The organism is Corticimicrobacter populi (assembly GCF_003123725.1).
Classification (GTDB): domain Bacteria; phylum Pseudomonadota; class Gammaproteobacteria; order Burkholderiales; family Burkholderiaceae_B; genus Corticimicrobacter; species Corticimicrobacter populi.
In genome coordinates this window covers 1-18,223 of sequence record NZ_QETA01000010.1, presented here as the reverse complement: position 1 = coordinate 18,223, position 18,223 = coordinate 1, and the positions used below count along the sequence as shown (strand labels likewise).

Sequence of the window (18,223 nt, the reverse complement as noted above, 5' to 3'; positions counted from 1 at the left end):
CGTGTCATGGGGTTTTATTTTGGCAGTAACCACCCTGCGGCCAGCAGGGTACAGACAAAGAGGATCATCGCGGGCACGGCACCGATGGCCAGCCAGCGCCAGATCGGTGGAGCAAGGTGAATGGTCGAGCCCTGGCAGCGAGCCCGTGCGCGCTCGGGCGCAAGCAGCACCATGCCACAGTGGAAAGGGGTGAGCAGAGGGATTGCCACAATACCGGTCAGCAGGGGCTGGCCGGTGCACGCACGGTGCCGCCGTTCAAGCCAGAAGTCGAACGCCAGGCCGACCAGGATGATGTAGCAGGCCGTGGCAGCGAAGAGTAAGGCGATGATAAGCAGCAGTGTGTCGTGAGCATCTGTCATTCACGTAGTGTGCCATCCGCGGCGCTGTCCGAAAAGGCGAGTCCGGGGTTACATATCGTCCAGTGGCATTTCACCGGCCGGCAAATGAATGGAAAAGCGTGCGCCGCAACCTGGCTGGCTTTCTATTGAGCAGTGGCCTCCATGGCGCTCAGCCACTTTCTGCACGAATGCCAGACCCAGCCCGGTGCCTTTCGGTGCCGTCTTGCCCGGTTCGGGGGCTACCTGCGCGAATGGCTGGAACAGTCGCAATTGGTCCTGGGCGGCGATGCCCGGTCCCTGGTCGCCGATGCGGATAATCCATTCATCGTTGGCAGTGAACAGCGCGATACTGACGGTTCCACCCTGTGGACTGAACTTGAGGGCATTGTCGATCAGGTTGCTGATGGCACGCATCAACAGCGTCGGGTCGGCTTCAAGGAAAGCCGGGCGTAGGTCGATGCTGCTGACGAGGGTGACCTGTCGGGCTTGTGCCAGTGCCCAGAAGTTGTCGCAAGTCTCATCCAGCATGTCGGCAAGGTCTATGGTGGCCAGGGCAAGCGGTGCAGATTCGGCGCGTGCCAGTCGCATGAAACTGTCGACCAGATCAAGCGTACGCTGGGCATGTATCGCGATCTGCGCGGTCAGTTGCGGGCCGGGCATGACATCGGCGTGCGCTGCGTCGCCGTGCAATTCGAGCAGGGCAAGAATGGAATTCTGTGGCGAGCGCATGTCGTGCGAAATAAAGCGCAGGGCCTCCTCGCGCTGGCGTTCTGCCTGGCGCAGCGGGCTGATGTCGGTCAGCATCAGCAACATGCCAAGTAGTCGGTGGCGAACCTGATTGAGCTGGGCACCGCGCAGGATCATGTCCCGGCCACAATGATCCCTGAACTCGATACCCTGTCTCAGGAGTGTTTCGTCGCCCTGACAGAGCTTTTCGAAGGCACCGCGGGCTCCTGGGGCATCCAGTCGTTCCAGCAGCACCTCGAGGGCCGGGCGACCGACGGCGGTCGTATCGTCTACGCCCCGCAGCCAGTCCTGTGCTGCGGGATTGACCAGCAGGATGGTGCCGTCGGGATGGCAGACCATGATGGGGTCGGGGGCACCGTCAAGGCTGTCGGCAAGTGTCTGGCGCAGGATGCGCAACCTGTCCAGAGCATCCTGGAATGTATCGATGCGGGCCTGCAGGACATCGCCCAGTGTGCCTGCGGTAAGTGGCTGGGTGTCTGTCTTGAGGGGGTGCAGCGGATCGGTAGCGAAGAACCGCTCTGGCAGCGGTGAAGGTTCGCGCTTGAGGCGGGAGATTTCCTGGTCGAAAAAGCGCAATGCGGCTTCCTGGCGGCGCCAGCTCCAAAGCGGATAGGCGAGGATCAGCACCACGAAAATGGCGGCTGGCGGTAGCCAGTAGCCGAGCGTCAGCAGTATCGGTACGGCCAGGAATACGGCGATACCCAGCCCGAAACCGGCCAGCAAGGCACTGCGGGGTGACAGGCGCAGCAGCATAATGCAGAGCAGCAGTGTCAGGGTCATGCCGGTCATGACCAGCAGCCAGGTTGGCAAGGGCCGGATCCAGCGGTCGTCCAGGTAGGCCTGGACCATGTTGGCCAGGATCTCCACTCCCGGCATGGCGCCATCCTGATGTGAAAGCGGCGTGGGATAGAAATCTCCCAGGGCTGTGGCATAGGTGCCCAGCAGGACCAGCCGGTTTCGAAAGAATGCCGGCGGGATATCGCCGCGCAATACGTCCAGGTAGGAGACGATCTGGAAAGCGTGGTTGGAGCCGAGAAAGGGAATCAGACGCATGTCCTGAATGTCGGATTCTTTCAGGGCAGGATTGATGATGCGGGCCAGTGCCAGGGCAAAATGGCCCTGCATGGCCGCAGGCAGGGCACGTACGACACCGTCCGGGTCGGCATGCAGGTTGATGAACCCCATGGCAGAGGCCGATTGTTCAAGCTGTGCCACGGGACGCAGTGCCGGCGGGCCATGGGCGACGCCGGTACTGACATAGGGTAGTACCACGCGGCCGTGGCGCTGAAGCGCTTCGCCCAGATGACGATCGTCGTCTGGATACTGTTGCTCGGGCTCCGAGAAAATGATGTCGATGCCGACGGCCTTTGCTTCGGAAAGTCGGTCGATCAGGGCCGCATGCAGTGCCCGGCGCCAGGGCCAGCGGCCCAGCACGGCGACGCTGGCGTCGTCGATGGCGACGATGACGATGGGCGAGGTGGCAGCGATCTGGTCAGCCGGCTCGATAAAGCGGTAGATATCGAGCGAGCGGTCATAGAGCGTCTGGTCGATGCGTCCGAGGCCGTTGAGTGCGCAAAGCACCGCACTGGCTGCCAGCAGCAGTGCGGTCAGCCACAGCCATTCGCGCCTGAGATGGCGCGAGTGGCTGCGCTCAGTAGAGCGGGCTCTGGAGGAAACCCTCACTGCCCAGTGCAATCGGCTGGCCATCCTCCGAGCGCACATAGCGGGCGGTGATGGTAAATGGGACGGTCGTGGTCGCGCCCTGCAGGCCTTCCGCATCGACGGCACTGACCTGCATGTACCACTCGCCAGGCGCAGCGGCCGGCAGGGAGAACCAGGGTGCATCGGCCTGCCACTCGGCAACCACGCTGTGGCCATCGGCGTCGCTGCTTTGGCGGGCCTGGTAGCGTACGGCCCCTGCGACAGGCTGGAAACTAAATCCCTCGGGTTGTGCGCTGGTGGCGGCAATCGGTTCTGGCGCAGGCAGCAGCAGGCGCACTTCACCGGCATTGCCTGTGCTGTCGATGCTCAGGCCTTGACCAGCGGCAACGGCCAGTTCGTTGCTTTCCTGTTCCGCTGAGACATGGACGCGGCCATGCAGCACTTCCTGGCGCTGCCCATTGCTGTCGGCATGGAGTCGGAAACGCGTGCCGCGCACTCCGGTCACGGCAACCGGCGTGCGGACTTCAAAACGGCCGACTCCCTGGCCATCAGGGGCAACGCTGGCATCGATACTGCCCTGGTCGACGTGAAGCACGGTGTCGCCCAGTTTTGTGCCCTGGAATTGCTGGAGGTTTTCGAGGTTCAGATCCGTGCGCGAGGGCAGGCTGATCAGCGTGCCGTCGGCCAGTTCGAGGGTGACATGGCTATTGTCGCCAGTCTGGATGCGGCTGCCGGTCGACAGGGGCTGGTCGGCTGCCGCGACCTGACCGGCGGCAGTTGCCTGACCCTGGACGTGGACAATGCGGGCGGGTGCTTCCTGGCGCGGAATCATGCCGAGCGGGATACGCAGCATGATTCCGATCGGGACGGCATATGGATCGGCAATGCGATTGAGTTGCTGCAGTGTCTGCCAGTTGTCGGGGCGCAGGGTATAGCGCTCCGACAGTTGCAGCAGGGTATCTCCTGCCATGACCCGGTGCAGGAAGTACTCACCCTGTGCGCCACTGGGCTGTGTCCATGCAGGCAAGGACCAGCCCAGGCTGATACAGAACAGTACGGCCAGCAGGCCCCGTTCAGGAATCCGTCGATTCGTCTTGGTTGTCATGATGCGTCAATTCCAGCCGGTAGCCGAGCGCGTAGGAGGAGATCAGCCTGACGCCATTCTCGGGACGCAACTGCAGCTTTTGCCGGATGTTGGAGAGGTGAGTGGCTAGGGTGCGCGAGGTGGCGGGCACTTCGCGATTCCAGACGGCCATGGTGATGTGGTCACGCGACATCAGTCGCCCGACGTTCTGGAAAAACAGCAGTGCCAGATCGAACTCCTTGGCGGGCAGGACAATGGTCTGGCCCTGCAACTGGACGGTGCGCTCGATGGGGTCGATCCGGTAGCCGGCAATCTCGAAGGGGGCATCCTCTGTGCGGGTGGTTTGCACCCCGGCACGGCGCAGCAGCGCATCTATGCGGGCCAGCAGCTCATGGCGGCGTACCGGCTTGATCAGGTAATCGTCGGCACCCGAGCGCAGGCCCTGGACCAGATCCTCTTCCGAGGAACGGCTGGTGACGAAGATGACAGGCAGATGATAGCCCAGGGTGGCACGGATCCAGCGCAGCGTATCTTCGCCCGTGATTTCGGGCAGGTGCCAGTCGAGCAGGACGAGATCGAACTGTTCCTTGCCGAGTGCCGCCATGAATGTTCTGCCATCAGAATAGCCAGAGAAGGCGTAGCCCGCCTGTGTCAGGATATCCCGAAACAAATTTATTTGATGCGGATCATCTTCCAGCGATGCTATTTTAATAGAATGCATCTGTTCGATTACCTAATGTATATGGCTGAATCAAATAATCACACTCATAGTGTGATTTTCAGGTGGCGATGACGATTGTCGGATAAAGAATGGGTCTTGCTCCGGCATTGAAAATACGTGGAGTCATCCAAAACGCCAAACAGTGACATTTTTTTCGTGACCAAACAAAAGAAAGATAAAGTTAACAGACCTTGACTTGGCCGTCTTTGTCCTAGCCGTCATTCTATCAGGTGGTTTGAATGCGTATAGTGTTTCCTTCCGGAATCGACCGATGATAGATACTCATATTATTTTGCTGGAAACCCGGACTGAACTGAGTGCCTCGCTGTGCCATATGTTGGCGCAGAGTGGCTTTTCTGTTCATTCATGTCAAAACGTGCCTGAATTGTTTCGTCAGGCAGAAAAGAACTGCGACATTATCCTGCTCGATATCGGACAGCCACTTCTGGATGGTTTTTCGTTATTACCGCGCCTGTCTGAAATTGCCAGGGCGGGCGTGGTGGTGCTTGCCGAGGATGCGAGCCTGGAAGTACGCCTGCGTGCATTGCAGAGCGGTGCCGATGCCTGCCTGATGCAGCATGGCGACCAGCGTGAGCTGGTCGCGGTGATCCTGGCCCTGGTCCGTCGAGATCGCCGCCGCGCCGTGCCCGTTGCCGATCGCAGCGAGGCTGTCGAGTTGGCTCAGGTTGCGCCGGTTGGCTCCTGGCACCTGCGTGATCGCGGCTGGACGCTGGTATCGCCCTCTGGGACTACGGTATCGCTGTCTGCGCGGGAGCGCATGGTGTTGCAGGAACTGCTGGCCGAGCCTGGCCATCCCGTTGACCGCCTGAGGCTGAACGAGTTGCTGTACCCTGGTAGCGAGGCACAGCAGCGTTCGCGCAGTGTGGATGTGATGATCAGCCGACTGCGTCGCAAGGCCAGCTCTTATGGGCTTGAACTGCCGATCCGGACGGTCTACGGTGGTGGCTATCTGTTCGTGACAGAATAGGTCGAACTGTGAAGGCGTATGGGTCGGGGTATCGCTGCAGGTACGGCACACAGGCCATACCTGCTTGAGCAGGCTATTGTCCTGCTGTCTTGCGTGACAACGACTTGGGCAGGGGAAATGCGACGTTCTCTTCCAGGCCCGCCATCTTGCGCACCGAACTGGCACCCAGTTCCTTGAGTCGACGGATGACCTGATCGACCAGGACATCAGGCGCAGAGGCACCTGCCGAAATACCAATCCTGCTACGGCCCTCCAGCCAGGCTGGATCAATCGAGTCGGCTCCATCGATCAGGTAGGCTTCGATCCCCTTGCGTTCGGCGACTTCGCGCAGCCGGTTGGAGTTGGAGCTGTTGGGGCTACCCACGACCAGTACCAGATCGCACTCGGGAGCCATGACCTTGACGGCATCCTGGCGATTCTGCGTGGCATAGCAGATGTCGCTTTTCTTGGGTTCGGCGATGTCCGGGAAGCGGGCCTTGAGTGCATTGGCTACGGCCAGGGCGTCATCGACCGACAGCGTGGTCTGGGTGACATAGGCGAGATTGTTCGGATCAGAGACTTCCAGTGCCGCGACATCGGCTTCGGTCTCGACCAGATAGATGCCAGCGTCGGCCTGGCCCAGCGTGCCTTCGACTTCGGGGTGGCCCTTGTGGCCGATCATGATGATTTCGCGCCCGGCCTCGCGCATGCGGGCCACTTCGATGTGGACCTTGGTGACCAGCGGACAGGTGGCATCGAAGACCTGCAGGCCGCGCGCCTCGGCGTCCTGGCGGACGGCACGCGAAACACCGTGAGCCGAGAAAATGACGATGGCACCAGTGGGGGCTTCGTCAAGTTCCTTGATGAAGACGGCACCCTTGCTGCGCAGATTTTCGACAACGTAGCGGTTGTGGACGATCTCGTGGCGTACGTAGATGGGCGCGCCATGCAGCTCAAGCGCACGCTCGACGATATCGATGGCGCGGTCCACGCCTGCGCAGAAGCCGCGGGGTTGGGCCAGCACGATCTCCGCCATCAGAGGATTCCCAGAATCTTGACATCGACCTTCAGGGCGATGCCGGCCAGTGGATGATTGAAGTCGAACAGGGCACCGTCGTCATGCAACTCCTTGAGCACACCGGAATAGCGCATGCCGGTGGGGGCCGTGAATTCAACCATGTCGCCCGGCGTGAGTTCGTTGTCGGGATCGGCGTGGCGTTCGAGCATTTCGCGGGTGATTTGCTGAAGCAGATCCGGATTGCGATCACCGTAAGCGTCGGCGGGGGCCAGCGTGAAACTGAACTCGGCATCTTCGGGCTGGCCGATCAATGCGGCTTCCATGCCGGGAGCCCACTGGCCATTGCCCATCTGCAGGGTGGCGGGCCGGCCGGTGAAGGTGTCGGTGAATACCGAGCCTGCGCCGGGACCGGAGTCCAGCGAGATGCGATAGTGCAGGGTCAGGTATGAATCGGGCTGGACAGAAATGTCCACCTTGTCGGTTGCGTCGCTCAAAGTTCTGTCATCCTGAAGGCATGTGCAAAGCCCCGATTTTAAGGCCAAACCATGTCAAGTCCCGATTTCTCCCCGCTTGCCGTGCGGAATCCCGATACCAGCATGCCACGCGAGCGGCTGTTGCGCCACGGTGCTGGCGTTCTGAGCGATGCTGAATTGCTGGCGGTCATCCTGCGCACTGGCGTGGCAGGATGTCCGGTCGTGGCGCTGGGGCAGCAGTTGCTGCTGCGGTTCGGCGGCCTACGTGGCCTGTTTGGCGCGGATCTGGCGGTATTGCAGCGGGTCCCTGGACTGGGGGCTGCCAAGTCCTGCCAATTGGCGGCCATCATGGAACTGTCGCGCCGTACCCTGGGTGAGGAACTGGGGGGCGGTGATGTGCTCGATGCGCCGCAGCGGGTCAAGGAGTACTGCGCGCTGACGCTGGGACATCGTCGCATCGAACACTGCATGGCGCTGTTCCTGGATAACCAGCACCGACTGATTGCGAGCGTCGAGCTGGCCAGTGGCACGCTCACCCAGGCAGCGGTCTATCCGCGTGAGGTCGTACGCCAGGCATTGTCGCATCATGCTGCGGCCCTGATCCTGGCACACAACCATCCGTCTGGTTCGGCAGAGCCGAGTCAGGCCGACCTGACCCTGACCCGGCATCTTAAGCAGGCACTGGCACTGGTCGACGTACGCCTGCTCGATCATATGATCGTGGCCGCCGACCAGGTCATTTCACTGGCCGAGCGTGGCCAGATGTAGCGTGCCGGGTCGGCAGGGTGTCGATCAGATCAATTCGACGGCCATGGCGACGCCTTCGCCACCGCCGATGCACAGCGAGGCAACACCGCGCTTGCCGCCGCGCTGGCGCAGGGCACCGATCAGCGTAACCAGGATGCGGGCACCGGATGCACCGATGGGGTGGCCCAGGGCCGTGGCACCACCGTGGACGTTGACCTTGTCATGTGGCAGGTCGAGTTCCTTCATGGCAGCCATGGCGACGACGGCAAAGGCCTCGTTGATTTCATACAGATCGACGTCGGCAGCCTTCCAGCCGGTTTTTTCGAACAGTTTCTGGATAGCTCCGACCGGAGCTGTAGTGAACCATTCCGGGGCTTGCGAATGCTGGCTGTGGCCAACGATGCGGGCCAGCGGTTGCACGCCGAGTTTTTCGGCGGTCGAGGCGCGCATCAGTACCAGGGCGGCAGCACCATCGGAAATCGATGACGAAGTCGCGGCGGTGATGGTGCCGTCCTTGGCGAAGGCTGCGCGCAGGCTGGGGATCTTTTCGGGCATGGCCTTGCCGGGGGCTTCGTCGGTATCGACCAGTACGTCGCCCTTGCGGCCGGGCACGCTGACCGGCGTGATTTCCCACTTGAAGCTACCGTCTTCTACGGCGGCGCGGGCGCGACGCAGCGATTCGAGAGCAAAATTGTCCTGTTCCTCGCGGGTGAAGCTGTATTTCTTTACGCATTCTTCGGCGAATACGCCCATGGCCTTGCCGCGATCGTAGGCATCTTCCAGACCATCGAGGGCCATGTGGTCATAGACCGTGCTGTGGCCGTAGCGATAGCCCTGGCGGCCTCGCAACAGCAGGTAGGGCGCGTTGCTCATGCTTTCCTGGCCGCCGGCGACGACGACGTCGGTGCTGCCGGCCAGCAGCAGGTCATGGCCCAGCATGGCAGCCTTCATGCCCGATCCGCAGACCTTGTGGATGGTGCTGCTGCTGACGCTCTGCGGCAGACCGGCACCGAGCGTTGCCTGGCGTGCCGGGGCCTGGCCCTGGCCGGCCTGCAGTACGTTGCCCATGATGACTTCGGTGACCTTGTCGCCCTGGATGCCGGCACGCTCGACGGCGGCCTTGATGGCGGTCGCGCCGAGCTGGTAGGCGGGCAGGCCCGACAGCGTACCCATCATGCCACCCATGGGGGTGCGGGCGACTGAAACGATGACGATAGGATCGGACATTGAATCTACTCCTGAAGGGGGTGAGAGATAAGGGCTTCTATACCCAGTGTATTACAAAATTAAACAAAATATTTGTCTTTGAAGATCCGGCAGAAACGCCGTTTCTGGTCGTACGGGAAAATGTCCTCGATGCGGCCCTGGGAGACGCGGGTGCGGCAGGCCTGCCACCAGTCGGCATCGAGCAGATCGGCATGGTGACGCATGAAGGCGGCGCGCACGCGCGAATCGCCCAGCAGGAAACGGCCGAACTCTTCCGGGAACACATCGTTGGCACCGATGGCATACCAGGGTTCGCTGGCCATCTCGGCTTCTTCGTTTGGCGGCGGCGGGATGTGGCGGAAGTTCATCTCCGTCATGCGCTGGATCTCGTCGTAGTCGTAGAACACGACCCGCCCCAGTCGGGTGACGCCGAAATTCTTGTAGAGCATGTCGCCCGGGAAGATATTGGCGGCTGCCAGTTCGCGGATGGCATTGCCGTATTCACGCACGCCATGCTCCAGGCGCTCTTCCCCGGCCTGCCGCAGATAGATGTTGAGAGGGGTCATGCGGCGCTCGATATAGACATGGCGCAGCACGATGCGCTCGCCGTCTTCTTCGATCAGACTGGGAACTCGGGCGTAGAGCTCGTCGAGCAAGGCGGGCGAAAAGCGGTCGCGGGGCAGCGCGACCTGCGAGTATTCCCAGGTATCGGCCATGCGTCCGACGCGGTCGTGCAGCTTGACCAGGTGGTACTTGCTGCGGACCGTGGCATGATCCATGCCGTCTTTGTCGATCCGATCCTTGATCAGCTTGAAGACATAGGGATACGAGGGCAGGGTGAACACCGTCATGACCATGCCCTTGATGCCGGGCGCGACTTCGAATTGGTCTTTCGAGTGTGCGAGGTGCTGCAGGAAGTCACGGTAGAACAGGGTCTTGCCCTGTTTCTGCAGGCCGATCATGGTGTAAAGCTCGGCCTTGGCCTTGTTGGGCAGCAGGCTGGAGAGAAAATCGACATAGGCGGCGGGTGTCTCCATGTCGACCTGGAAGTAGGCCCGCGTGAAGCTGAACAGTGTGCCCAGCTCGTGGGCGGAGAACAGCAGGGCATCGAGATGGATCTGCCCGGCCGGATTGCGCAGCAGCGGAATGCAGAAGGGGTAGGTCATGCCCTGGTTGACCAGCCGGCCGATCAGATAGGCACCCTTGTTGCGATAGAAAAGCGAGCCCAGCACATGCAACTGGCAGTCACTGCCCAGCCGCGGCCCCATGTTGCGGGTGAGCGTGTTGCGTAGCCGCTGGATGGCGATCCGGGCCAGCCGGTCGATGTCGCGCGGCAGATCCTCGAAGGGGGCAGCCAGGCCGAAATCGCTCAACATGCGATGCAGGCTCCGGCGCAGACCTTCGGTCAGGGGATAGTAGACGCGATAGGATGGCAGCGTGCTGTCCAGGTAGTCGGTGGCGATGGCGGGCCGCACGAACATGACATCGTTCTGGAAGTAGTCGCGGTGCAGGATGCGGCAGGAAACCGAGTTGAAGAAGGTTTCAGCGCATTCCGGCTGGCGGTGTCCGCTGTCTCCGAGCAGGGCTACATAGGCGTGGCGCACGGCCTGCCAGAATTCCCGGTCGCCGGGCGCGGCGCTGGCCTTGAGGCGATGTACGCATTCGCGGACCCGGGCATCGTAGTATTCGATCCGCTCGCGGGCCAGGTGCTGGATGGCATGCCAGTTGCCGGACTCGAACAGCGACTTGGCCCGCTGCGCGCTATAGCGAAAGAGTGCGTAGTGGCGGTCAAAGCCCGCCAGGATGGCCGCAGCCACCTGGGCAGGGAGCTGCGCCGGTGTGGCGGCCGGTTCGATGTGCAGGTTGTCTCCTGAAAAGCTCATGCCATGGCGTCCTGAATGTCGATACACCTGGTGCCGCAGGGGGCGTGGCCCGCTGCGCTTTTTTTCTATTTCTCCATTCTCGCCGCAATAGGCCTGTCGTGCATAGGGGGATGATAGAGATCGCTATAATGAACAGATAATCGTTTCTATTTCGTCGTTGTGCCTCGCCATGACTGCCTCACAGAGTCTGCCTGATACCGAACGCGCCGTGCGCGACCGTTTGCTGGCGCGCCTTTATGCACAGGATCACCCCTGGTTGTTGGGACGCCTGTATGACAGACTGCGCAACCGTGAAGATGCTGAGGACATTGCCGGTGAAGCGTTTTCGCAACTGGTGGGCAGCCCCTTGCTGGAACATGTGAACGAACCGCGGGCCCTGCTGACGACGGTGGCCAAGCGGGTCATGTGGAAACTCTGGCGGCGGCGTGAGCTTGAGGCGGCCTGGCTGGAGAGCCTGCGTTGTCAGGCGGCCGGCTATGCCCCCTCGGCGCAGGAGCAGATGGAGATCATGCAGGCGCTGCAGTGTGTGGATGCAATTCTGCAGGATTTGCCGCACAAGGCCAGGGTGGCATTTGTCTACAGTCAGGTCGATGGCATGCGCCATGCGGAAATCGCTGCCGAACTGCAGGTGTCAGTCAGTACGGTGCGGTACTACATCGCCCAGGGCATGCGACGTTGCGTGGCGGCGCAGGTGCGTCCATGAAGCCGCCAGTTCTACCGGCTGCCCTGCCAGGATGGCAGGATGCTGTCCTGGGCGTTGAGCTGGACGCCGCCATCGAATGGCGGCTTCGGCTGGATGACAGTATGGATACCGAACACGCCATGAGCGTACGCCTCGAGTTCGAACACTGGCTGCAGGCAAGTCCTGCGCATTTCGATGCTTGGTCCCGGCTGGACAGCGGTCTGGACCGCACCATGGGGCCATTGCGCTCAGCCTTGGCCGGACCGGATGGGGGGCTGCGCAACAGCCTGTTGCATCCCGAACGGATGCGTCGGCGCTTCATGCGGCGCGCCCTGGCTTTGGGTGCGGCCGGTTCAGGGCTTGTCTGGCTGGCGCACCGGCAGGTGCCGTTACCCAACCTGCTGGCAGATCTTGGCACTGGCACTGCCCAGCGTCAGCGGCATACATTGCCGGATGGCAGCGATATTCTGCTGGATGCACGTAGCAGGATAGACCTGGCCTTCGATGGCCGGCAACGCCTGGTGCATCTTCTGGCTGGCGCGATCCAGGTTCGCACCGGCACCGATGCGGCCCGGCCTTTTCTGGTAGCGACTGCACAGGGCCAGGTGCAGGCGCTGGGTACCGAATTCATGGTTCGGCAGGAAACCGGTGCCAGCCAAGTGCTGGTGCAGCGCGACCGTGTTCGTGTGCGGGCACAGTTCGGCGGGCAGGTCGATCTGCAGGCTGGGCAGGGCGTGCGCTTTCGTGCCGATGGTATCGATGCCATCCGTACCGACATGCAGGGTGACAGCGCCTGGCAGGATGGCCTGCTGGAGGTCAATGACCGGGCGTTACCGGAGGTCATTGATGCCCTTCGTGCCTATTATCCGGGCGTCCTGCGTGTGTCCCCGGCTGTGGCGGAGATACGCGTGTCAGGCGTCTTTCCGCTCGATGACCCGATGCGTGCCCTGCGGGCACTGGCTCATACCACGCCCATCGAAGTGCGCCGCTATACGCCCTGGGTCACGCTGGTGCATCACAAAGAAGAATTGTCCTGATCCGATTGTGACTTTTTCCCTCTCGGCGCACATACCTCCTGAGAACCATCGACTTACAGGAGAATGCAGATGAGGGGAGTATCCAGGGGCGGCCTCAGGCCATTGACCCTATCCGTATTGTTGGCACTGGGCGCGCCATCCGTTTTTCATGCCGACACGGCAGGAGCTGCCTCCGTCGTCCAGCGCTACGACGTTCCTGCCGGTCCGCTGGACGCCGCATTGACGACTATTTCGCGGCGCGGCGGTGCCGTGGCATCGTTCGATCCCGCGCTGACGGCGGGCCGCACGGCGCAGGCCGTCAGCGGCGAACTGGATGTGCGTGATGCCTTGCGCCGGGCACTGGAGGGCACAGGGCTGGAGCTGGCGGAAGCGGGGGATGGTACGCTGCTGGTGCGTCCGGCACCGGCACCGGGTGTGCAGGCGCTGGATGCCGTGACGATACGAGGCCAGTCGGATGGCAAGACCGAAGGTACGGGAGCCTATACGACCGGCTCGATGAGCACGGCCACGGGACTGGCGCTGTCTATGCGCGAGACGCCGCAGAGCACGACCGTGGTGACGCACCAGCAGATCGAGGATCGCGCCATGACCAGCATCGTCGATGTGGTCCGCGATGCGCCCGGCCTGTTTCTGAGCAATGTGGAAGGACCGGGCCGGCCGACGTTCCTGGCTCGGGGGTTCAATATCGACACCTTGATGTTCGATGGCCTGACGGTTGGGTATGACTATTTCTCCGCTGGGACCCAGACCAACCTGGCCATGTATGACCGGGTGGAAATCGTGCGCGGGGCGACCGGCCTGGTACAGGGCTCCGGGAATCCTTCTGCGGCGATCAATCTGGTGCGCAAGCGGCCCACGGCAGATGCGCGAGCCAGCCTGACCGGCCGGGCCGGCAGTTGGGACGACTACACGGGCGAAGCCGACGTATCGGGGCCGCTCAACGGCAGTGGCAGCCTGCGGGGCCGGGCCGTGGCGTCCTGGCAGGATGCGCATGGATTCCGCGATCGTGAAAAGCAGGATCATGGGCTGTTCTATGCTGTTGTCGAGGCGGACCTGAGCGAGCACACCCTGTTGACTGCGGGCTTCAGCTACCAGAAGGACCAGACCAACAATTTCTGGGGCGGCCTGCCCCTGACGGTGGATGGCGGGCACATGAATGTGCGGCGCTCGGCCTTGCCGGGTAACGACTGGGAAAACCTCGATGTCCGGGGGCGTATGCTGTTCGGCGAGCTGAGCCACAGCTTCGACAATGGCTGGACGGCAGGGTTCAAGGCCATGCGCTCCAGTACCGATATTGATTTCCTGGGTTCCTACCTGCGGCGGGTCGGGACGGAAACGCGTATGCGGCATTATGCCTATCGGGGCAAGTACGAGCTGGTCCAGACCAGCTACGAATTGCAGGCCAGTGGGCCTTTCCGACTGATGCAGCGTGATCATGAACTGACGGTGGGCGTGAACCGGCGCAAGCGCGACTATATCGAGCATGACTACGGAGGCGGGTATGTGGGTGACGGCATCGAGGATCTGTCCGGCTGGGATCCAGGCAGCCTGCCCAAGCCCAGTTTTTCGTATGCCGGCACTCGCCAGACGGTCACTTCCGAGGATGGTGTGTATGCTGCCGCGAGGCTGAGCCTGGCTGACCCGCTTTCCCTTATCCTGGGAGCACGCCTGGACTGGTATGACTACGACAATCGCTCGGGGACGGACGGCTATTCGGTTACGCGCAACCTGACCCGCTATGGCGGGCTGATCTACGATCTGGATGCACGGCATTCTCTGTATGTCAGCTTCACGGATATTTTCCAGCCGCAGAACGCCAAGGGTGCCGATGGCGCGATCATCGAACCCATCGTGGGTGAAAACTACGAGATCGGCATCAAGGGCGAGTACTTCGATGGTGCGCTCAATACCAGCCTGGCCCTGTTCCAGGTCGACCAGAAGAACAGGGCCAGGGATCTCGATGACCAGACCCTGTGCCCGACCTACCCTTACCCGTACTGCGCCGAGGCTTCCGGCCTGGTGCGCAGCCGCGGCGTGGATGTCGAGGTGCAGGGTGCGCTGGCACCCAACTGGCAGGTGAGTGCCGGCTACACCTATACGCGCGCAGAATATCGGCGCGATGCGGATCCAGGCAAGGTCGGCCAGCCTTTCAACAGCGCCACGCCCGAACACCTGTTCAAGCTGTCGACGCTGTATCACCTGCAGGGGGAGTGGCAGCGCTGGCGGGTGGGCGGCAGCCTGTACTGGCAGAGTCGGATCTATCGCGATGGCACTTATAACGGCACGGCATTTCGCAATGCCCAGGGAGCCTATGCCATCGCGGACCTGGTACTGGGCTATCGCGCCAGCCGGCAGCTCGACCTGCAGCTCAACATTAACAACCTGTTCGACCGGAAGTATTACAAGAGTGTGGGCTATGACGTGATGTGGGGGCCACAGGATCTCTACGGAGATCCGCGCAATTTCATGCTAACGGCCCGCTACACCTTCTGATGTGGCCTGGCCGGCATCGCGCGCCAGGTAGCGATGCAGCGTGCTGCGGTGGATGCCCAGGCTGCGCGCCGCGCGTGAAATGTTGCCGCTGTGTTCATGCAGCGCTTGCCTGATGCGCTGCGCACTGAGGGCATGCAGCGTTGAATGCAGGCTGTTTGGTGTATTGCATACTGGCGATGCGTGCCGGGCTGTGTCGATATGATGAATGGCTTTGCCATCCTGCCGGGCGGCGGTTGCATGGTGTGTGATGATGGGCCTGAAGCCATCTGGCAACCCCTCGGCCATGACGAGGCTGCCGGGCGGATGCCGCAGCACCAGCCCCCGGAGCAGCGCCTGCAATTCGCGATAGTTGCCGGGCCAGCGATGCGCACACAAGGCATCCAGGGTACTGTCGTGCAGCGTCATGCCCTGCTCGAGTGCGCCGTGACGGTTGAATTCTGCACACAGGAAAGCACGCAAGTCGCTGCGCTCGCGCAGGGCCGGCAGGCCGATACGGTGATCCTGAAGGCGGTAATACAGGTCAGCGCGGAAATGACCATCCTGTACGCGCTGTGCCAGATCCTGGTTGGTGGCGCTGATCAGCAGAAAATCGACGGGCACGGGCTTGTCGGCACCGAGCGGCAGGACTTCGCGCTCCTGCAGAACCCGCAGCAGGCGGGTCTGCAATGGCAGGGGCATGTCGCCGATCTCGTCCAGGAACAGGATGCCGCCGTTGGCTTCACGCAGCCGACCACGTGCGCCCTGGCGCAAGGCCCCGGTGAACGCGCCAGCAGCATAGCCGAACAGTTCGGCTTCGATGAGTGTGTCGGGCAATGCTCCACAATTGATGGCGACGAATGGCTGGTTGCAGCGCGTACTGCTGGCGTGGAGCCGGCGTGCGTAGACTTCCTTGCCGGTGCCTGTTTCGCCTTCAAGCAGCACCGCTAGCCCGCCCTGCAGGGCGCGCAGGGCGGTGCCGAAGCCTGGGCGCAGCATGTCCGGCAGATCGGGCAAGGCGTGGATACCGGGCAGCCCGTGCTGGGTGGCAATAGCTGCATCTTTGCCGTGGCCCTGTCTGGACGGATGGGCTATGTGTTGATTGGACTGTTTACTGCGGCGCTGGGTGTCATGATCCGGCTGGCGTGGTGAGGCCGTGCTGGAAGCGGGCCGTCTGAGCTGGATGAACAGAGGCAGGCCACGTGGCGTGCGCAGCGTGCAGGTATCGGGAGTGGCCTGCTGCCAACCGTCGCCCAGCCAGGCCTGTATGGGTTGATCGATAAGTTGTGCCCAACTGGTGTCCAGTTGCGCAATGGCGGCGTCGTTGGCACCGACAATATATCCATCGTGGACCATCAACTGGGCGCGTTCGATGGAGTCGAGCATGGCATGCTGGCGGTGGAATACCAGCAGTTCGGGTTGTTCCCCTGCCTGTTCCATGATGCGATTGGTGACTTGCCGTGCGAACATCGAGGCGAGTTTCAGTGCATAGGCGTGCAGCCGGCCAGCCTCGCAGGAAATATCGAGCACGCCCAGGATGTCGCCACGCGGTGACCGGATGGGCGCGCCATGACAACTCAGGATGCGGTTGCGCGGCAGGAAGTGTTCGCTGCCATGCACGCTCAGCGCTTGTCCCTCGACCAGTACCGTGCCGACACCGTTGGTGCCCCGATGCGATTCGGCCCAGCTGACGCCGGGTCGCAGTGCGACCTGATCGGCGCGATGCAGGAAGCTGGCGTTGCCCCGGGTCTGGAGGATGATGCCGGCGGCATCGGTCAGTACCACGATGCCGTCGGCACTGCCGACCAGTCCGGCCAGTGTTTCTATTTCGGGTTGAGCGGCATACAGCAGGCTGGCATGTTGGGCACAGCGGTCGGCCAGGTCGGCGCGGGCCAGCATGACCGGCTCATCCGGCAGGTCGCGCTGCTGGTGGCAGCGTGCCCAGGAGCGGAGGATGGGCGAAGTTCCAGGCGCGTCGGACAGATCCACGCGCGGTTCGTAGAAATCGATGCCGTTCATGTCTGGTTCCTTGGTAGTTGCAGGTCGCGACACTGTGCCGCTCGATGCGACAGTCATGTGTCGCAGATTGCGACAGTTTCCGGATAGGAACGGGCCGTGTGGCCGGTTCAGCCGATTATGCATCAAAGGCGGCGGCGCACGTCCGGGACTAGGGGTAAGTCCCCGGAGGGTAGCTGGCACGCTAATTGCTTGCATTCTCATTGACTGCCTGAAATGGCAGCACTTTGAACAATATTAGTTCTTATTCATAATAATGTGCAGGAGACATGTCATGAATCTGTCCGACCTCAAGCAGTTCGGGATTGACCTCGATTTTCCCTTCAAGAGCAAGTACGAGAACTACATTGGCGGCAAGTGGGTAGCCCCGGTATCGGGCAACTACTTCGAGAATCTGTCGCCGATCACCGGCCAGGCGTTCTGCCAGGTGCCGCGCTCGGATGCCGCCGATATCGAGCTGGCGCTCGATGCCGCGCATGCTGCCCGGGTTGCCTGGGGCCAGACCTCGCCGGCCGAGCGCTCCAACATCCTGCTACGCATTGCCGACCGCATGGAACAGCACCAGGCCAAGCTGGCCGTGGCCGAGACCATCGACAACGGCAAGCCGCTGCGCGAGACCAGCGCCGCCGACGTACCACTGGCTATCGATCATTTCCGTTACTTTGCGGGCTGCGTGCGTGCCCAGGAAGGGGCCATCTCCGAGATCGATCATGACACCGTGGCCTATCACTTTCATGAGCCCATCGGCGTGGTCGGCCAGATCATTCCCTGGAACTTCCCGCTCCTGATGGCGGCCTGGAAGCTGGCCCCCGCGCTGGCCGCCGGCTGCCCGATCGTGCTCAAGCCGGCCGAGCAGACCCCGGCCTCCATCCTGGTGCTGGTCGAGATCATCGGTGATCTGCTGCCGCCGGGCGTGCTCAACATCGTCAACGGCTTTGGCAAGGAAGCGGGCGAGGCACTGATCACCAGCAAGCGCATTGCCAAGGTGGCCTTCACGGGTTCCACGCCAGTAGGCCAGCGGGTGCTGCATGCGGCTGCCGACAACCTGATCCCGGCCACGGTGGAACTGGGCGGCAAGAGCCCCAACATCTTCTTCGAGGATGTGATGGCGCAGGACGATGCCTTCTTCGACAAGGCGCTGGAAGGGCTGTCGATGTTTGCGCTGAACCAGGG

At 62.2% G+C, this 18,223-nt stretch carries 15 protein-coding genes; 6 read left to right on the top strand and 9 right to left on the bottom strand.

Annotation, left to right across the window (positions count from 1 at the left end):
• Positions 1-14: 14 nt before the first annotated feature.
• The 4 genes from DD235_RS16390 to DD235_RS16375 are packed head-to-tail and all read right to left on the bottom strand — an operon-like array spanning position 15 to position 4,552.
• A complete protein-coding gene (locus tag DD235_RS16390) occupies positions 15-359 on the bottom strand; it encodes a hypothetical protein (protein WP_109063199.1) in 345 nt (114 codons plus the stop codon).
• Between the two features lie 48 nt (positions 360-407).
• A complete protein-coding gene (locus DD235_RS16385; RefSeq protein WP_162300527.1) occupies positions 408-2,768 on the bottom strand; it encodes a CHASE2 domain-containing protein in 2,361 nt (786 codons plus the stop codon).
• On the bottom strand, positions 2,737-3,852 hold the full coding sequence (locus DD235_RS16380) for a FecR domain-containing protein (RefSeq protein WP_109063197.1): 1,116 nt from the start codon (positions 3,850-3,852) through the stop codon (positions 2,737-2,739). Before DD235_RS16380 ends, DD235_RS16385 begins: the two co-directional genes overlap by 32 nt.
• Entirely contained in the window at positions 3,821-4,552 is a 732-nt protein-coding gene (locus DD235_RS16375) for a response regulator transcription factor (RefSeq protein WP_420810481.1), read from the bottom strand. Before DD235_RS16375 ends, DD235_RS16380 begins: the two co-directional genes overlap by 32 nt.
• A 271-nt stretch (positions 4,553-4,823) precedes the next feature.
• On the opposite strand from DD235_RS16375, the gene DD235_RS16370 reads away from it, so the two are divergent.
• The gene (locus DD235_RS16370) at positions 4,824-5,540 is read left to right on the top strand and encodes a response regulator transcription factor (protein WP_109063196.1); all 717 of its coding nucleotides are present in this window, start codon (positions 4,824-4,826) and stop codon (positions 5,538-5,540) included.
• Positions 5,541-5,613: 73 nt separating this feature from the next.
• Here DD235_RS16370 and ispH read toward each other — a convergent pair whose 3' ends face one another.
• Positions 5,614-6,555 (bottom strand): 4-hydroxy-3-methylbut-2-enyl diphosphate reductase, encoded by a 942-nt coding sequence (gene ispH / locus DD235_RS16365; RefSeq protein WP_109063195.1) that lies wholly within the window; start codon positions 6,553-6,555, stop codon positions 5,614-5,616.
• Positions 6,555-7,031, bottom strand: coding sequence for an FKBP-type peptidyl-prolyl cis-trans isomerase (locus DD235_RS16360; protein ID WP_193519625.1), 477 nt, complete (start codon positions 7,029-7,031; stop codon positions 6,555-6,557). The genes ispH and DD235_RS16360 overlap by 1 nt, the downstream gene beginning before the upstream one ends.
• 51 nt (positions 7,032-7,082) lie before the next feature.
• Between DD235_RS16360 and radC the strand changes: the two genes are divergently transcribed.
• A complete protein-coding gene (radC, locus tag DD235_RS16355; RefSeq protein WP_239990198.1) occupies positions 7,083-7,778 on the top strand; it encodes a RadC family protein in 696 nt (231 codons plus the stop codon).
• 24 nt (positions 7,779-7,802) lie between these two features.
• On the opposite strand, the gene DD235_RS16350 is transcribed toward radC, so the two are convergent.
• Together DD235_RS16350 and aceK are read right to left on the bottom strand one after the other, a co-directional pair.
• A complete protein-coding gene (locus DD235_RS16350) occupies positions 7,803-8,984 on the bottom strand; it encodes an acetyl-CoA C-acyltransferase (protein WP_109063194.1) in 1,182 nt (393 codons plus the stop codon).
• 59 nt (positions 8,985-9,043) lie between these two features.
• The gene (gene aceK, locus DD235_RS16345; RefSeq protein ID WP_109063193.1) at positions 9,044-10,846 is read right to left on the bottom strand and encodes a bifunctional isocitrate dehydrogenase kinase/phosphatase; all 1,803 of its coding nucleotides are present in this window, start codon (positions 10,844-10,846) and stop codon (positions 9,044-9,046) included.
• 169 nt (positions 10,847-11,015) lie between these two features.
• Between aceK and DD235_RS16340 the strand changes: the two genes are divergently transcribed.
• The 3 genes from DD235_RS16340 to DD235_RS16330 all read left to right on the top strand — a co-directional run bounded on the left by DD235_RS16340 (position 11,016) and on the right by DD235_RS16330 (position 15,058).
• Positions 11,016-11,549 carry a sigma factor-like helix-turn-helix DNA-binding protein gene (locus DD235_RS16340; RefSeq protein ID WP_109063208.1) on the top strand — a complete coding sequence of 178 codons (534 nt, stop codon included), beginning with the start codon at positions 11,016-11,018 and terminating at the stop codon, positions 11,547-11,549.
• Positions 11,546-12,565 (top strand): FecR family protein, encoded by a 1,020-nt coding sequence (locus DD235_RS16335; RefSeq protein WP_109063192.1) that lies wholly within the window; start codon positions 11,546-11,548, stop codon positions 12,563-12,565. Before DD235_RS16340 ends, DD235_RS16335 begins: the two co-directional genes overlap by 4 nt.
• A gap of 102 nt (positions 12,566-12,667) precedes the next feature.
• Positions 12,668-15,058, top strand: coding sequence for a TonB-dependent siderophore receptor (locus tag DD235_RS16330; protein WP_162300526.1), 2,391 nt, complete (start codon positions 12,668-12,670; stop codon positions 15,056-15,058).
• On the opposite strand, the gene DD235_RS16325 is transcribed toward DD235_RS16330, so the two are convergent.
• Positions 15,035-17,053: a sigma-54-dependent Fis family transcriptional regulator gene (locus DD235_RS16325; RefSeq protein WP_109063190.1), complete on the bottom strand. Its 2,019-nt coding sequence runs from the start codon at positions 17,051-17,053 to the stop codon at positions 15,035-15,037. The two genes, DD235_RS16330 and DD235_RS16325, sit on opposite strands and share 24 nt — an antisense overlap.
• A gap of 271 nt (positions 17,054-17,324) precedes the next feature.
• Here DD235_RS16325 and DD235_RS16320 point away from each other — a divergent pair.
• On the top strand, positions 17,325-18,223 hold an 899-nt coding region (locus DD235_RS16320; RefSeq protein WP_146193529.1), incomplete at its 3' end, for an aldehyde dehydrogenase family protein.

Coding starts and splice junctions, on each gene's coding strand:
- ispH (WP_109063195.1), bottom strand. CDS start 6,555: ATGGCGGAGATCGTGCTGGCCCAACCCCGCGGCTTCTGCGCAGGCGTG.
- DD235_RS16335 (WP_109063192.1), top strand. CDS start 11,546: ATGAAGCCGCCAGTTCTACCGGCTGCCCTGCCAGGATGGCAGGATGCT.
- DD235_RS16325 (WP_109063190.1), bottom strand. CDS start 17,053: ATGAACGGCATCGATTTCTACGAACCGCGCGTGGATCTGTCCGACGCG.
- DD235_RS16370 (WP_109063196.1), top strand. CDS start 4,824: ATGATAGATACTCATATTATTTTGCTGGAAACCCGGACTGAACTGAGT.
- DD235_RS16340 (WP_109063208.1), top strand. CDS start 11,016: ATGACTGCCTCACAGAGTCTGCCTGATACCGAACGCGCCGTGCGCGAC.
- DD235_RS16390 (WP_109063199.1), bottom strand. CDS start 359: ATGACAGATGCTCACGACACACTGCTGCTTATCATCGCCTTACTCTTC.
- DD235_RS16380 (WP_109063197.1), bottom strand. CDS start 3,852: ATGACAACCAAGACGAATCGACGGATTCCTGAACGGGGCCTGCTGGCC.
- aceK (WP_109063193.1), bottom strand. CDS start 10,846: ATGAGCTTTTCAGGAGACAACCTGCACATCGAACCGGCCGCCACACCG.
- DD235_RS16350 (WP_109063194.1), bottom strand. CDS start 8,984: ATGTCCGATCCTATCGTCATCGTTTCAGTCGCCCGCACCCCCATGGGT.
- radC (WP_239990198.1), top strand. CDS start 7,083: ATGTCAAGTCCCGATTTCTCCCCGCTTGCCGTGCGGAATCCCGATACC.
- DD235_RS16375 (WP_420810481.1), bottom strand. CDS start 4,552: ATGCATTCTATTAAAATAGCATCGCTGGAAGATGATCCGCATCAAATA.